At 71.7% G+C, this 13,937-nt stretch carries 16 protein-coding genes and 1 pseudogene; 10 read left to right on the top strand and 7 right to left on the bottom strand.

Going from position 1 to position 13,937, the window contains the following annotated elements; all coding sequences use genetic code 11:
• The first annotated feature begins 8 nt into the window (after window positions 1-8).
• Window positions 9-959, top strand: coding sequence for a YafY family protein (locus AB0A65_RS11365; RefSeq protein WP_359950004.1), 951 nt, complete (start codon window positions 9-11; stop codon window positions 957-959).
• A 20-nt stretch (window positions 960-979) separates the two neighbouring features.
• Here AB0A65_RS11365 and AB0A65_RS11370 read toward each other — a convergent pair whose 3' ends face one another.
• Window positions 980-1,516 carry a TetR/AcrR family transcriptional regulator gene (locus AB0A65_RS11370; RefSeq protein ID WP_359950007.1) on the bottom strand — a complete coding sequence of 179 codons (537 nt, stop codon included), beginning with the start codon at window positions 1,514-1,516 and terminating at the stop codon, window positions 980-982.
• 37 nt (window positions 1,517-1,553) lie between these two features.
• Here AB0A65_RS11370 and AB0A65_RS11375 point away from each other — a divergent pair, with 37 nt between their 5' ends.
• Both AB0A65_RS11375 and AB0A65_RS11380 read left to right on the top strand, forming a co-directional pair.
• Window positions 1,554-1,910 carry a DoxX family protein gene (locus AB0A65_RS11375; RefSeq protein WP_359950010.1) on the top strand — a complete coding sequence of 119 codons (357 nt, stop codon included), beginning with the start codon at window positions 1,554-1,556 and terminating at the stop codon, window positions 1,908-1,910.
• Between the two features lie 91 nt (window positions 1,911-2,001).
• Window positions 2,002-4,509: a glycosyl hydrolase gene (locus AB0A65_RS11380; protein ID WP_359950013.1), complete on the top strand. Its 2,508-nt coding sequence runs from the start codon at window positions 2,002-2,004 to the stop codon at window positions 4,507-4,509.
• Here AB0A65_RS11380 and AB0A65_RS11385 read toward each other — a convergent pair.
• The 5 genes from AB0A65_RS11385 to AB0A65_RS11405 form a co-directional block, all read right to left on the bottom strand.
• A complete protein-coding gene (locus AB0A65_RS11385) occupies window positions 4,401-4,778 on the bottom strand; it encodes a hypothetical protein (protein ID WP_359950016.1) in 378 nt (125 codons plus the stop codon). The genes AB0A65_RS11380 and AB0A65_RS11385 overlap by 109 nt on opposite strands.
• A 177-nt stretch (window positions 4,779-4,955) precedes the next feature.
• Entirely contained in the window at window positions 4,956-5,099 is a 144-nt protein-coding gene (locus tag AB0A65_RS11390) for a hypothetical protein (RefSeq protein WP_359950019.1), read from the bottom strand.
• A gap of 152 nt (window positions 5,100-5,251) precedes the next feature.
• Window positions 5,252-7,297, bottom strand: a complete 2,046-nt coding sequence (locus AB0A65_RS11395; RefSeq protein ID WP_359950022.1) for an AfsR/SARP family transcriptional regulator — start codon at window positions 7,295-7,297, stop codon at window positions 5,252-5,254.
• Between the two features lie 480 nt (window positions 7,298-7,777).
• Window positions 7,778-7,924: a hypothetical protein gene (locus tag AB0A65_RS11400; RefSeq protein ID WP_359950025.1), complete on the bottom strand. Its 147-nt coding sequence runs from the start codon at window positions 7,922-7,924 to the stop codon at window positions 7,778-7,780.
• A gap of 40 nt (window positions 7,925-7,964) precedes the next feature.
• Window positions 7,965-8,111, bottom strand: coding sequence for a hypothetical protein (locus AB0A65_RS11405; protein ID WP_359950028.1), 147 nt, complete (start codon window positions 8,109-8,111; stop codon window positions 7,965-7,967).
• Window positions 8,112-8,462: 351 nt separating this feature from the next.
• Here AB0A65_RS11405 and AB0A65_RS11410 point away from each other — a divergent pair, with 351 nt between their 5' ends.
• Complete coding sequence (locus tag AB0A65_RS11410; RefSeq protein ID WP_359950031.1) at window positions 8,463-8,906, top strand: hypothetical protein; 444 nt, start codon at window positions 8,463-8,465, stop codon at window positions 8,904-8,906.
• A 152-nt stretch (window positions 8,907-9,058) separates the two neighbouring features.
• On the opposite strand, the pseudogene AB0A65_RS11415 reads toward AB0A65_RS11410, so the two are convergent.
• Window positions 9,059-9,514: pseudogene (locus AB0A65_RS11415) on the bottom strand (LysR family transcriptional regulator); the annotation flags it as partial.
• Between the two features lie 241 nt (window positions 9,515-9,755).
• Between AB0A65_RS11415 and AB0A65_RS11420 the strand changes: the two are divergent.
• From AB0A65_RS11420 to AB0A65_RS11445, 6 genes are all read left to right on the top strand, one after another.
• Window positions 9,756-10,097, top strand: coding sequence for a hypothetical protein (locus tag AB0A65_RS11420; RefSeq protein ID WP_359950034.1), 342 nt, complete (start codon window positions 9,756-9,758; stop codon window positions 10,095-10,097).
• A gap of 86 nt (window positions 10,098-10,183) precedes the next feature.
• On the top strand, window positions 10,184-10,678 hold the full coding sequence (locus AB0A65_RS11425; RefSeq protein ID WP_359950037.1) for a hypothetical protein: 495 nt from the start codon (window positions 10,184-10,186) through the stop codon (window positions 10,676-10,678).
• Window positions 10,671-11,315 carry an ADP-ribosyltransferase gene (locus AB0A65_RS11430; RefSeq protein ID WP_359950040.1) on the top strand — a complete coding sequence of 215 codons (645 nt, stop codon included), beginning with the start codon at window positions 10,671-10,673 and terminating at the stop codon, window positions 11,313-11,315. The genes AB0A65_RS11425 and AB0A65_RS11430 overlap by 8 nt, the downstream gene beginning before the upstream one ends.
• A 147-nt stretch (window positions 11,316-11,462) precedes the next feature.
• On the top strand, window positions 11,463-12,002 hold the full coding sequence (locus AB0A65_RS11435; RefSeq protein WP_359950043.1) for a hypothetical protein: 540 nt from the start codon (window positions 11,463-11,465) through the stop codon (window positions 12,000-12,002).
• Window positions 12,003-12,119: 117 nt separating this feature from the next.
• The gene (locus AB0A65_RS11440; protein ID WP_359950046.1) at window positions 12,120-12,659 is read left to right on the top strand and encodes a copper chaperone PCu(A)C; all 540 of its coding nucleotides are present in this window, start codon (window positions 12,120-12,122) and stop codon (window positions 12,657-12,659) included.
• A gap of 9 nt (window positions 12,660-12,668) precedes the next feature.
• On the top strand, window positions 12,669-13,853 hold the full coding sequence (locus AB0A65_RS11445) for a Dyp-type peroxidase (protein ID WP_359950048.1): 1,185 nt from the start codon (window positions 12,669-12,671) through the stop codon (window positions 13,851-13,853).
• Window positions 13,854-13,937: the final 84 nt, after the last annotated feature.

Raw genomic sequence — 13,937 nt, forward strand, 5'->3', positions numbered from 1 at the left:
ATGGAGGCATGCCCGATGTCACCCGCCGTATGCTCTCACTGCTGGCGACGCTCCAGACCGGCCGCTCGTTCGGCGGCGGCGACCTCGCCGCCCGGCTCGGCGTCAGCCCCCGCACGCTGCGGCGCGACGTGGACCGCCTCCGCGAGTACGGCTACCCCGTGGAGACCCGCCCCGGCCCCGGCGGCCACTACCGGCTCACCGCCGGAGCCGCGATGCCGCCGCTCATGCTTGAAGACGACGAGGCCGTCGCCGTCCTCCTGGGCCTCGCCGCGATCGCCGCGCCCCGCAGCGCCACCGAAGGCTCCGTGGACGAAGCGGCGACCCGCGCCTACGGCAAAGTGGAGCAGTACCTGCCCAAGCGCCTGCGCCACCGCATCGCGCACCTGCGCGCCAGCCTGGAGACCGGCGACAGCTCCGCCCCGGCCACGAGCGCCGGGAGCCTCGCCGAACTCGCCGACGCCATCGCCCGCCGCCTGGCCGTCGCCTTCGACTACCGCCGCAAGGACGGCGAGGCCACCTCCCGCCGCGTCCACCCCCACCGCCAGCTCCACCACCTCCAGCGCTGGTACCTCCTCGCGTGGGACCCCGCCCGCGGCGACTGGCGGGTCTTCCGCACCGACCGCATCTCCGACCTGCGGATCACCAACGACGCCTTCGAGCCCCGGCCCGCGCCGCCCGGCGTCGAGTACCTCACCGAGGGCATCGGCCGCAGCCGCGAACCGGTCGCGTTCACGATTCATGCGCCGGCCGAACCGGTCGCCGAGGCGTTCCGGCACGACACCGTCGACCTCACCGCCCTCGCCGACGGCCGCACCCGCGTCGCCATGCGCGTCGACTCCTGGGAATGGCCCCTGGCCGCGCTGGCGCTCCTCGACGCGGACTTCACGATCGAGGCCCCGCCCGCGCTCCTGGAGGGCTTCCGGCGCTTCGCCGCGCGCCTGCGCGACGCGGCCGGGTGAACGTGTGTGGGTCCTTGGCGCTAGCCCGGGGCGAGCTCGGCGAGGAGGGCGAAGACGCCGCGGATCTGCTCCCGGGTGGGGCGCGGGTGGACCGTGCCGATGCCCGCGACCACCAGGTGGGGGAGGAGCGCGGCGGACCGGGAGCGGTCGCTCTCGCCGATGTGCCTGGCCCACAACTGTTCGAGGAGTCGCAGGCGCGCGGTGTCGAGGCGCTCCTGGGCGGCGCGTGCGGCCGGGTCGGTGGCGCTCCAGGCGCGGACCGCGCGTTCGCGGTCGGTGTCGAGGACGTCGGCCACCCGGTCGGCGAGGAGCGCGAAGGCGGCCTCGGGCGGCGCGTCCGCGGCGGCCGAGGCGAGGTCGGCGAGCGCGTCGGACTGCTCGTGCTCGTGCCGCTCCAGCAGTGCCGCCCGGTAGTCGTCCGCGCCCGCGAAGTGGTGGTGGAAGGAGCCTTTGGTGAGACCGAGGCGGGCGGCGATCCGGTCGATGCGCAGTCCGCCCGCGCCCTGCTCGGCGAGCACGGCGAGTCCTTCGTCGATCCAGCGGTCGCGAGTCGTCATACCGGCACCGTACCATACCGTATGGTACGGTGATTTCGTGAACGCCTTCCCCGACCCCCTCTGGCCGGTCCTCGTGCTGGCCGCCGTCTCCTTCGGCGACGCCCTGCTGTGCATCAAGCCGGTCCCCTTCGTGGCCAAGTGCTTCGAGGACGTCGGCTTCCCCCGGCGCTGGTGGCGGGCCGCCGCCCCGATCAAGCTGGCCGCGGCCGCGGGCCTCGTCGCCGGGATCTGGGTGCCGTACCTCGGCGCGCTGACCTCGGCCGCGGTGGTCCTCTACTTCCTCGTCGCCATCGCCATGCACGTGCGGGCGCGCGACTTCGGCCGCAACCTCTTCCTCAACGCCACCGGGATGCTCGCGCTGAGCGTGTTCACGCTCCTGTACTCCTTCGCCTGACCCCGGCAACCGCTCTCACGCGGAACGCATAGAGTCGTACCGGGCCCGGTGCGGCAGGCGCCGGGACCCTGGAGCGAGCGGAGGAGTCCCCTTGACCGTCAACCGCATCCGACCCGACCTCGCGGCGGGCTTCCGCGAACCCCCGGCCGAGGCCAAGGCCATGGTGCGGTGGTGGTGGTTCGGCGCCTCGACCACCGCGGCCGACATCGACGAGCAGCTGGAGTCCATGGCGCGCGCCGGGATCGGCGGCGTCGAGGCCGCGTTCGTGTACCCGCTCGCGCCCGAGCAGCCGCACGATTTCGGCTCACCCGGGTTCCTCGCCCTCGTCGGCCACGCCGCCCGCCGCGCCCGCGCGCTCGGGCTGCGCTTCGACCTGACCCTGGGCAGCGGCTGGTCCTACGGCGGCGCCCACATCACCCCCGACCATGCGGCGCAGCGGCTCCGCTGGGAGGAGCGCCCGATCGGCCCGCACGCGGACCGCCTCCCCCTGCCGGGCCGCTGGCCGGGCGACCGGACCGTCGCGGCCTTCCTCGCCGAAGGGGCGCCCGGGGAGCACGGCGACGCGTTCGCGCCGCTCGGACTCGACGGCGGCACCGTCCCCGTCCCGCCGGGCCGGGGCCCGCGCACGCTCCTCGTCGCGACCGCCGGCGGCACCGGCCAGCAGGTGAAGCGCTCCTCGAACGGCGCCGAGGGCCCCGTCCTCGACCACTACTCGCGCAACGCGATCGAGCACCATCTGGCCGCGGTCGCCGAACCGCTCCTGGATGCCGCCGGTGCCGAGCACGTCACCGCCGTGTTCTGCGACAGCCTTGAGGTCTACCACGCCGACTGGACCCCCGACCTGGCCGAGGAGTTCCGCGCCCGCCGCGGCTACGACCCCCTCCCGCGCCTGTTCCACCTGCGCTCCACCCGCCCCGCCGGGGCGCGCTTCCGCGCCGACTTCCACCGGACCCTCTCCGAGCTCCTCGAAGACCGGTTCCTCGCCCCCGTCCACGCGTGGGCGCGCGAGCGCGGCGTGCGGTTCCGGGTCCAGAACTACGGCGCGCCGCCCGCCCGCGTCAGCGGCTACCGGCACGCCGACCTGATCGAAGGCGAAGGGTGGGGCTGGAACGGCCTGCCGCGCACGAAATGGGCCTCCTCCGCGGCCCACCATCTCGGCGCGCCCGTCGTCTCCTCCGAGACCTGGACGTGGATCAACTCGCCCTCGTTCCGCGCCCGCCCCATCGACTTCAAGGGCGAGGCCCACGACCACCTGCTCGCGGGCGTCAACCACTTCATCGGCCACGGCTGGCCCTCCTCGCCCCGCGATGCGGCCGAACCGGGCTGGGCGTTCTACGCCTCGGGCGCGATCACCGACCGCAACGCCTGGTGGCCCGCCGCGCCCGCGCTCTTCCGCTACCTCCAGCGCATGTCGTGGGCGATGCGCCAGGGCGAGCACGTCGCCGACCTCGCGCTCTGGCTGCCCTATGAGGACGCCTACGCCTCCTTCGGCCCCGGCGAGGAGCTCGACCTGTTCCGCCGCAGCACTGCCCTCCTCGGTACCGAGACCCCCAAGGCACTGCGCGCCGCGGGCTACGACTTCGACGCGGTCGACGCCCGCACCCCGGCCGAGTCGGTCCTCCGCCGCCACCGGGCGCTCGTCATCACGGGGACCACGATCCTGTCCGAAGAGGACGAATCCTTCCTGAACGGCCTGGCCGCCGCGGGCCTCCCGATCCTCGTCGTCGACGCCGACGTCCTGCCCGACGCACTCCACACCACGGCCGCGGACCTGATCCCCGCACTGCACGGCATCGTCCCGCCCGACGCCGCGGTGGACCGCCCCGAGGTCGGCGTCGTCCACCGCCGCCTCGGCGGCACCGAGCTCTACCTCGCCGCGAACACCGGCCCCGAACCATGCACAGTGGAGCTCACCCCGCGGACGCCCTACGCGTCGTGGGAGACCTGGGACGCCCACGACGGCTCCACCCTCCCCGGCCACGGCCCCATCCGGATCGCGCTCGCACCGTACGCGGCCCTGATCGTCGCGACCTCGCCCCGCACCGGCCCGGCGGCCCCGCCCCCGGCCCGCCCCGCCGACCCGATCCGCCTCTCCGACTGGCGGTTCACCGGCCCCGGCGGCGTTTCCGCGCCCGTCACGCTCCCGCACGTCTGGGAGGAGCACGACCCCGCCGACCTGACCGGCACCGGCGTCTACACGGCCACGGTCGACCTCCACCACCCCCTCCCCAGCCGGCTCGTCCTCGGCACCGCCGGCCTGCCGCTCCCCGAACGCACTGCCCGCCAACCGCAGTCGTACCAGGCCCGGGCCGCCGAACCGCTCGCCGCGATCGCCGTCGTCCACGTCAACGGCACCGAGGCCGGCGTCCTGTGGGACCTCCCCTGCGAACTCGACCTCACCGACCGCCTCCGCCCGGGACCGAACCGCATCGAACTCCACATCAGCGGCACCTCCGTACCCGCCATGCGCTCCGAATCATGGCAGCGCGTCTACACCGCCGCCGCCACCGCGCACGGACACCGCTTCACCATGCAGGAGCTCGACCTCGTCCACCAACCCACCAGAACCGGCCTCTTCACCACCCCCGAACTCCACTGACCCGACCCGGCCGAGGCCCACAGGTCACCATCGGTGTCCTTCTCGACTCCGGTGGCGGGGCCGTACTTGTTCAGGATCGTCCTGATCCGGTCGGCCGACAGCTCGTACTGCTGCGCCCAGGCGAGCCCCTGGACGCCCAACATCCACCAGTCGGGGTCGGCGTCAGCGGTGTAGCCGGCGACCTCGTCGAAATCGCCTCGCACACTGCGCAGGTGGGCCGCCGCATCGAGGACGGCTTCGATGTCGACGTCGAATCTGTTGTCGCTCAATGTGCTTCATCTGCTCTGGGTGATTCGGGGGCGGCCATGCTCGCCGCCCCCGCAGCGCTCGCGCCGGAACCGCCGGACGCGCTCGAACCTTGGCGGAGGACGCCATGAGGCGAACCGGGGGGCAACACCCCCGATTCCCCTCCGGCCCGCCATCGGCCTGCCCCGCGGCGGCCCGGCTCAGCCAGAGCCCTTCGGCCAGAACTGGTCGGCGGTGGTGTAGTCGGCGGCGGTTGTGGTGTTGGCGCTGGCGGGTGTGGCTGCGAGGGCGGCGATGAAGGCGGCGGCGATCAGGGCGAGTGCGGTGATGCGGGTGCGGTGCATTGGGGTCTCCTGGTTGTTCGGATCTGGTGGCGCCGCTGGTGGCGGGCTGATCCGAGTGTGGCGACGGGTTGCACGGAAGCCGCACGGATCCTGCATCACGGCGTGCTGCGCGGGGCCGCCGCCCTCATCTCGCGCTCGGTCGATGCCAGGGGTCAGGGAACGGGATGGCTCCAGGGGTCGGCGGGCCATGCGTTCCATGTGCCGTCGTCTGCGGTGACGACTTCGGTGTCGGTGAGGTATTGCAGGGTTCCGGGCAGGCAGTGGTTGTCGCCGGTGGCGAGGTTGTAGCCGATGAGGCCGCCACAGTCGGGGTCGATGGCGGACTGGTCGAGCACCCACAGGGTCGAGCCCCGCGCCCCGATCAGTTCGCCCATGTCGGTGGTCCATCGTTGCTCGTGCTTCTCCACGTCCCACACGGTGATGCTGCCGGTTTTGGGATGGGCGGCGACCAGCATGTCACCGGTGAGCAGGAGGGGCGTTGAGGGGTCGGGCACCGTCCACTCGGTTTCACCGCTTTGCAGGTCCACGACCGACGCCGTCCCGCTTTCTACCGTGGCGAGCCGGTTGTCGGTGCCCTGGAGAGGCAGTGATCGGCAGTAGCCGTCGCGGTCTGAGGTGAAATGGTCGACCTGATACCACCGTTCCTCCCCGGAGTACACCTCGTAGGCCCAGGTCTTCGTAGGGCACGGGCCCTGGAGTACCAGGCTGCCGCCCTCGAAGACGATCAGCATCCCCTCGTTGAGCCAGACTCGGGCGCTGGGGAGCGTGAACGTGTTGATGACTTCGCCGGTCGCGGCGTCGTGGACGGTGAAACGGAATCCGGTGCTGTCGCGGTATCCCGAGGGTTGGAGGGTCAGCAGGTCGGGGATGGTGCTCGGGCCCCAGGGGTTGTCGTAGGGGCCGGATTCGGCCGCGACCGGGAAGGTTCCCGCTTCGATGGGGACCGACCATTGCGGTGTCGCGCTGCGAAGCAGCGTCGACTCCAGTGTGCACTGGTCCGGCGGGTCGTCGTGGGGAGGCTGGCAGCGGACGGAGATGAGGGTGTCCCCGTCGACGATCGCAGGCCGCCGGTCACGGTCCCACCAGAGGTCGGCCCCGGTTTGCAGGTCGATCACGGACAGGAATCCGTCTTGGGGCGACTCGCCAGGCGCGTGGGAGGCGAGGACGATGGTGTCATCGGTGACGAACACGTCAGCGACGGTCGACTGGTGCACCGGCATGGACCAGATCACCTCGCCGTCGACTTCGAGGCGAATCCCGCTGGTGTCCCAGATGAGGAATCCAGTATCGACGCGCATCACGGCGGCGCCCGCTTCCTGGGCGGGCAAGGTCCATAGCGGGTCCAGGGGCGCACTTACTTCAGGTCTGTTGTGGACGGACGTAAGGAGGATCAGGAGCGCGGTGAGCGCGAGTGCGAGCGGGCGCGCCCAGGGCCGCCGGGTCGGGCCGGTGACGGCCGGAAGCGCCGGGACCGCGTTCGGTGCGGGTGGGAGGGTGCCGGTGTCGGGGGGTGTGGTCGTGGGGGAGGGCTGGGGTCGGGGGTCGAGGCTGGGGTCCTCGCGGAGGATGGCGACGTACAGGTCCCGCAGGCGCCGGTCGGGTTCGATGCCGAGTTCTTCGCCCAGATGCTCGCCCAGATCGTTGTACACCCCCAAGGCGCCAGCGCCGTCGCCCGAGCGGTAGAGCGCGAGCATGAGCTGCCCGGTCAGACGGGGCCGGAACGGATGCCCGGCAGCGAGCGCCCGAAGCTCGCCGAGCACCTGCTCGTGGATTCCCAGGGCCAGGGCCGCGTCGACGTAGTCCTCGAAAGCGCTGAGCCGCTCCTGTTCCATGCGCGCCACCGCGGCGTCGATCGCTCGGCATTCGAGCCCGGCCAGGACCGGGCCCTGCCACCGTTGGAGCGCCTGGTGCAGCAGGGCGAAGGACGCCTCGGGGTCGAGTGCGACCTTGGCTTTGGCGACCTCGGCACGGAAGTCCTGCCAGTCGAGTGCGTCCGTGTTGACCTGGTAGCCGTCTCCGGACCGCACGATCGGGTCCGCCGCTCCCATGCTCCGGCGCAGCGCCGCGACGGTGTTCTGCACCTGCCGTCGGGCCGTGGCCGGGGGCTCGCCCTCCCAGAGCGCATCGATCAGCTGCTGCACCGACACCGTGCGTCCCGCCTCCAGCAGCAGTACGGCCAGGGCTTTGCGCTGATGCACACCGCGGATCGGTACTACCTCGCCGTTATGGCGGACCTGGAGTACCCCCAGAATGTGAAACTCCACAGTGCCCGCTCCGATCGTCTGGGGCGCAACGGATTGCGCATCCAGGATATCGAAGTTCGCTCCACTTGCGGGTCCGCGAGCGGCGGGGTGAGGTGCCGGTCAGGTCGCGGGTGTGGTGGTGCCCGAGTACGAGTCCGGCGCCGGAGCGGTGCTGTGGGTGCAGTGCCTCTCCGGCCCAGCGGGAGCGGCGGGGCCCGCCAGGGCGAGCGAGGCCGCAGCGACGGCTGCGGCGAGGACCGCGGTGGTGAACGCTGCCCGACGAAGGGGCTTCGAACGGTTCATCCTGACTCCCTGCGTGTGTACCCCGGATTGAGACCGGAGGTGATGTCCGAGTTGTGATGGCGAGGATGCTGCTGCACCGCTGCGGTGTCCGTGCGGTGCAGCAGCCGGCACCCCGGCTCCCGGCAGAGGCCCTCAGCCCGAGCCCCGCGGCCAGGGTTCTTCCCCGGCGGTGGTGGAGTCGGCGGCCGAGGACGAGCCGGCCGTGGCGGGCGCGGCCGCAAGTCCGGCCAGCAGGGCGCCCACGATCAGCGCGAGCGCCGTGATCCGCTTGATGTACATACAGTGTCACCTCCCCTCGAAGACTTGGATGGACTCAGGCTCAGCCCGAGCCCTTCGGCCAGGGCTCGTCGCCGGTGGTGGTGTAGTCGGCGGCGGTCGTGGTGTTGGCGCTGGCGGGTGTGGCTGCGAGTGCGGCGATGAAGGCGGCGGCGATCAGGGCGAGTGCGGTGGTGCGGGTGCGGTGCATTGGGGTCTCCTGGTTGTTCGGATCTGGTGGCGCCGCTGGTGGCGGCTTGATCCGAGTGTGGCGACAGGTTGCACGGAAGCTGCACGGATCGTGCATCACTGCCCGCGGCCCTCGGACCTCCCCGATCCCCGCAGGGGCACTCGTTCTGGCATGGCGTACTGAACGGCCCTGCGTTTAACCCCGGCCCCGGTACCGCGGCGGGGCCGCGGGACCGGCTCCCGGTCCGACTGGAGAGAACCCCGAAATCCCGCCGCCCGATCCGGCACGAATCGGACGCGTGATTGTGGAGACTCCACAGATCACGTCCGTTTCGTCCCATTGCCGATTTGACACCGCCCCGACACTCGACCTATGGAACCGCGACTCCCCGAGGCCCCCCGCTTCACTCACCGGCCCGACCGCAAGGGCGGCAAGATCCTCGCCGTCGTCCTGAGCACGGTCGGCTGGTTCGTGCTCTCGCTCGGCCTGCTCGTGTGGTACTTCTTCGCGAGCTTCTGCCTCGACAACGAGACCTGCCAGGAAGTCGACGACGGGGGACGGCGGACGCAGATCGTCTTCATCGTGGTGCTGTCCACGCTCGCCGTGCTCGTGCTGCTCCCGTTCGTCCTCGGCATGCTGAAAACGGGCCTGGTCTACGCGGTCATTGCCGTCGCGTTCGTGGTCTGCCTGTCGCGGCTCGACTTCGCCCGCGAGATCGCGGGTGAAATCCTGCACGACGATCCGCCGACCTACGAACTCGATCCGAACCAGTGCATCCCGCGCAGCGGCGGCGACTCCGAGTGCCCCGGCGGCTGAGTCACCCCGCCCGGCCGCCGCGCATGGCGCGCAGCAGCGCGGTGGACCTGCGTCGGCAGGCGCCTTCACCGCGGCGCCATGCCGGTCTCGAACCGGAGGTGTGCGAGTACCAGTTTGACGTCGCCGCGTGAGGCTCGGAGGTGCGGCGTCGGTCAGTGCGGGGTCGCCCAGTTTGGTGTCCAGGTGCCGGGGGTGTCGTGGCCGGGCGTGGCGGTGGCGAGGTGGGCGAGGAGGGTGGTCAGGGCCGGGTGGGGGTTGTCGCGGTGCCACAGGAGCGATTGCGGGTAGACGGGCGCCGAGTCGGTCACCGGGATGCGTCGCAGGCCGTGGCCGACGGGCCAGACGAGGCGGGTCTGCTCGCTCATGAAGGTCGCCAGGGCCGGGGTGTCGGCGATGGCGTCGAGGAGTGCGTCGGAGCCGAAGTTGGGGCCGGTCGCCTCGATGGTGAGCCCGAACTCGGCGACGAGGTCGCGGTAGTAGGCGCCCTACTCGGTGCCGGGGGCGATGCCGGGCATCCAGATCCGGTGCCCGGCCAGCTCGGCCATTGCCACCGACTTCGCGCCCGCCAGATCGTGTTCGGGGCCGGTGAGGAGTTGGAGCGACTCGTCCTGAGGGCCGTCGGCCCTCCGCCGGCGCAGCTCGTCCGAGGGCAGAGTGCAATGGGTGCAAGGAACCCGGCCATCGGGCATGAAACGTGCAGGTAGCATTCTTCGGGTAAAGTGCGGCGCGGGAGGTCCGCATGTTCCGAGAAGACCAGATCGCGCTGCAGCTGTCGAAAGCCCTTGTGAATCCTGCACAGGGGTCCGCTCCGCCTCGCGCGGACGTCGTGATCTGCGGAGGCCGATGACCATGACGGGCTTCGATGTCGACCCGGCGACGATGCGCCGGTCCGCGGACGAACTCGACGCGGCGAGGGACGACGTGCAGTCGCTGCTGGACGAGTTCACCGCGGCGGTCGGGCAGTACGCGGACGCCTTCGGCGGCGACACCATCGGCACCTTGGGCGGCATCGCGCACGAGGTCTGCATGGGAGCGGTCTCCGACTGCTTCACCGGCATCGTCGAGGATCTGACCGGCCTCTCTGAAGCGGTGCGCGCCATGGCGGACGACCATGAGGCGACCGAAGAGGAAGTCGTCCAGTCGTTCACCATGCTCCAGTCCGAACTCGGCTCCAGACGGGCGACCGGCTGACCGCCGGACCCGCGGACCGGCCGCCGCCGCGGCGCCCCGCACGTTGAACCACCGCAATCGATTCCCCTGCAAGGAGAACGCACCCGATGGGTATGCAACTGCCCGGAGAGCTCATCAGCCTGCTGGGCATGCTCGGCTACGACTGGCCCGAGTCCGATGAGGAGTCCATGTTCAACCTGGCCGGGGAGTGGACCGGCATGGCCGACAGGGTCGCCGAGCGGGTCGAGGGGCTCCAGTCCGCGGCGCGGACGCTCCTGGAGAACAACTCCGGCGCCCACATCGACGCCTTCCAGAGCGAGTGGGAGGCCGAGGAGTCGTCGCCCGCCGCCCTGGCGAAGGCCGCGGACCCGGCCAACCAGCTCAACCTCGGCCTGACGATCATGGCCGGGATCATCCTGGCCCTCAAGATCCAGGTCATCGTGCAGCTGGCGCTCCTGGCGGCGCAGATCGCGTGGGCGCTGGCGACCGCGCCCGTCACGTTCGGCGCCTCGCTGGCGCAGATCCCCATCTTCAAGACCATCGCAGGCATCGTCATCGACCAGCTGATGGGCATGGCTACCAACAGGATCATGAATGGGTAAGAGCAGAGACGGCAACAGCAGCGACGGTGAGGGCTCCGGCGCGGGAGCGAGGATCCTCACCAAGGCACTCGACGACGGCGGGTTCTCGCCGCCGTCGCCCAAGACCCGTGAACGGGGCGACAGCGGCAAGGGCGACGACAAGGACGGCACCGTCGACCCGCTCCGTCGCTACACGGACGACAGCGACGAGCTGAACCGGTACCTGCGGGCGACGGACAAGTCGAAGTACAGCGCGGAGGACAAGGCCAGGCTCGACAAGCAGGCGAACGACGTCGCGGAGGCGCTGAAGAAGCGTCCGGTGCCCGATGAGCGGACGACCTGGCGCGGGCTGCCCGGGGGAGCGTGGCTCGACAAGTACAAGAAGGGCGACCTGTACTCCGACCCCGCGTTCATGAGCACCTCCACGAGCGAGGGGGTCGCGAACCGGTTCAAGACCATCGCCACCGGGGGCTTCTCCGGCGACCGCCGCCCCGGCGCCATCTTCAAGGTCGACGGGATCACCGGACGCGACGTCGGCCGCGATTCGAGCATGTCGCATCAGAAGGAAGTCCTCTTCGACCGGGGCGCGCTCTTCAAGATCACGGACCGACGCCAGGAAGGCGACACGACCTACATCGATATGACGCAGCTGGGGTGAGGCCGGCCGTTCTCGGCGCCGACGGCCTCGAACCGTCGGGATACCGCACGGCCCTGGACGAATGAGGAGCCGTCGACCGGGTCGCGCACCTGAAATGAGTCGGATGCCCGACATCGCGGAGGCGGCCGGTCATGCGAGAATCGCTCCGTGCACATCGGCCGACCGATCATCCGAGGGTTCCGCGCCCTCGTGTTCGCGGTCGCCTGCACCGGCGTCTCGGTCGGTCTGCACTTCGCCGCCGGGGGAGCGCTGATCTCCTTGGGCCACTTCGCCGCCGCGGCGTTGGCCGTCGCCCCGTTCGCCTATCTTCTCGGTGGCGCGCAACGGCATTGGGCGGTCCTGCTGCCCGCGTGCGCGCTCGCCCAAGGCGGTCTGCACGTCTGGTTCACCGCCAGCGCCGGACACTTCGAGCACCTCGTGCCCGGCCCGGTGATGCTCCTGGTGCACGCGCTGGCGATGGTCGTCAGCGCGATCTGGCTCGCCCGCGGCGACGCCGCGCTCGCCGCCTTCCTCGACCTGCTGGTCCTGTGGTCGGCCGCCGCGATCCTGGTGCTGCTGTCACGCCCCGCCCCCGTCGTCCGCACGGTTCGGGCGCGCGCCGAGCGCGTGCTCGCGCCGCCGGTCCTGCGGCTCCTCGCCTCCAGCGCGGTCCGGCGCGGTCCGCCCGCGTTCGCTTTCTCCCACTGACCTTCTGACGTCGGCCGCGCCCTCGACGCGCGCGCCGCGAGCCCGTGCACCCGTCATCGCAAGGCGCCGTTCGGCGTCGACGCGCGCGTGCGCTCGCACCTGGAAAAGAGAGCGAACATGCACCAGTCCCCACGCACCCTTCCCGTTGCCACCCGTACCGCCGTTGCCGCCCTGCTGAGCGCCGCCGCGCTCGCCGCCTGCGGCAGCGAACCCGACACCGACGCGGCCGCCGAGACGGCCGAGGCCACCGCCGCTGAGTCGGTGACGATCACCGACGCCTGGGTCCTGTCCACCGAGGAGGACATGAGCGCCCTGTTCGGCGTCATGGAGAACGCCTCCGGGACCGACGCCCACCTCGTCTCGGCCGAGACCGAACTGGGCACGGTCGAGCTGCACGAGACCGTCGAGTCCGGCGGCGAGATGATCATGCAGCCGGTGGCAGACGGCTTCTCCGTCCCGGCCGGAGGCGATCACGAGCTCGCCCCGGGCGGCGACCACATCATGCTCATGGGCCTGACGGCCCCGATCGTCGCCGGTGACGAGGTCACCGTGACCCTCCACTTCGAGGACGGCTCCGACCTCGACGTCACCGCCGTCGCGAAGGACTTCGAGGGCGGCGACGAGGAGTACGTCCCCGGCGGTATGGAAGACATGTAGGCCCCTGCGATGGAACCGAAACGCAAGCGCCTGAACCGGCGCGGACTGCTCGGGGCCGCAGGCGGAGTCGCCGCACTCGGCGCCGTCGGCGCCGGGGCGGCGGCCCTCGCCAGGGACTCCGGCACCCCCGGACCCGAGGCCCCGGCCGCGACCACCGTGGCCTTCCACGGCCCCCACCAGGCCGGGATCACCGGCGAAGCCCAGTCCCGCACCGTCCTGCTGGCCCTGGACGTCAATGCCGATGTCGGCACCGACCGCCTCGCCGCAGTCATGCGGCTGCTCACCGACGACGCCGCGAGACTGACCCGGGGCGAGGCGGCCCTCGCGGACGCCGACCCGCAACTGGCGGCCGAGCCCGCGAGGCTCACCGTCACGTTCGGGTTCGGGCTCGACCTCCTCGAACGCCTCGGCCTGGCGGTGCCCGACGGCGCCGCACCGCTGCCGGAGTTCACCGTGGACCGGCTCGACGACGCCTGGTCCGGCGGCGACCTGCTCATCCAGGTGTGCGGCGACGGCGACCTGGCCGTGAGCCACGCGATCCGGATGCTGGTCAAGGACACCCGGTCCTTCGCCGCCGTCCGGTGGACGCAGCGCGGCTTCCAGCAGCGCCCGGCCGCAGGGGGCACGCCCCGGAACGTGCTCGGGCAGATGGACGGCACCGGCAACCCCGACCCGTCCACCGCCGAAGGCGCCGAGGCGGTCTGGTTCGGCCCGGACGCCGGGGCCCTGGAGGGCGGCACGGTCATGGTGGTGCGCCGGATGCGCACCGACCTCGACCAGTGGGACAAGCTCGACGAGACCGGCAAGGACCGCGTCATCGGGCGTCGCCTCGCCGACGGCTCGCCGCTCACCGGCGAGCGCGAGGCGGACGAGCCCGACCTGGAGGCGCGGGAGGACTCGGGGCTCCTGGTCATCCCGACCGGCGCCCACGTCCGCCGCGCCAAAGAGGCCGGGACGACGATCCTGCGCCGCTCCTACAACTACGACGACGGGCCGGGGCCGCAAGGGGAGTCGGACACCGGGCTGGTGTTCGTCTCCTACCAGGCCGACACCGGCCGGTTCACCGCGATCCAGGAGCGCCTCGCCGAGGCCGACCTGCTCAACGACTACGCCGTGCCGATCGGCTCGGCCGTGTTCGTCCTCCCGCCCGGGTGCGACGAGACCGGCTGGATCGGCCAGGGCCTGATCGCCTGACCCCGGCGGCGGGGGGGCGCGCCGCCACCCGCCGGGGCGCCCCCCCCCCCCCACCCCAACAACAAACACAAAACAACAAAAAAA

This window comes from Glycomyces sp. NPDC047010 (assembly GCF_040644205.1).
Classification (GTDB): Bacteria; Actinomycetota; Actinomycetes; order Mycobacteriales; family Micromonosporaceae; genus Glycomyces.

Bases quoted from the DNA above. Each gene is read 5' to 3' on its own strand.
- AB0A65_RS11365 (WP_359950004.1), top strand. From the start codon at position 9: ATGCCCGATGTCACCCGCCGTATGCTCTCACTGCTGGCGACGCTCCAG.
- AB0A65_RS11400 (WP_359950025.1), bottom strand. From the start codon at position 7,924: ATGTACATCAAGCGGATCACGGCGCTCGCGCTGATCGTGGGCGCCCTG.
- AB0A65_RS11420 (WP_359950034.1), top strand. From the start codon at position 9,756: ATGACGGGCTTCGATGTCGACCCGGCGACGATGCGCCGGTCCGCGGAC.
- AB0A65_RS11405 (WP_359950028.1), bottom strand. From the start codon at position 8,111: ATGCACCGCACCCGCACCACCGCACTCGCCCTGATCGCCGCCGCCTTC.
- AB0A65_RS11370 (WP_359950007.1), bottom strand. From the start codon at position 1,516: ATGACGACTCGCGACCGCTGGATCGACGAAGGACTCGCCGTGCTCGCC.
- AB0A65_RS11430 (WP_359950040.1), top strand. From the start codon at position 10,671: ATGGGTAAGAGCAGAGACGGCAACAGCAGCGACGGTGAGGGCTCCGGC.
- AB0A65_RS11445 (WP_359950048.1), top strand. From the start codon at position 12,669: ATGGAACCGAAACGCAAGCGCCTGAACCGGCGCGGACTGCTCGGGGCC.
- AB0A65_RS11410 (WP_359950031.1), top strand. From the start codon at position 8,463: ATGGAACCGCGACTCCCCGAGGCCCCCCGCTTCACTCACCGGCCCGAC.
- AB0A65_RS11440 (WP_359950046.1), top strand. From the start codon at position 12,120: ATGCACCAGTCCCCACGCACCCTTCCCGTTGCCACCCGTACCGCCGTT.
- AB0A65_RS11425 (WP_359950037.1), top strand. From the start codon at position 10,184: ATGGGTATGCAACTGCCCGGAGAGCTCATCAGCCTGCTGGGCATGCTC.
- AB0A65_RS11390 (WP_359950019.1), bottom strand. From the start codon at position 5,099: ATGCACCGCACCCGCATCACCGCACTCGCCCTGATCGCCGCCGCCTTC.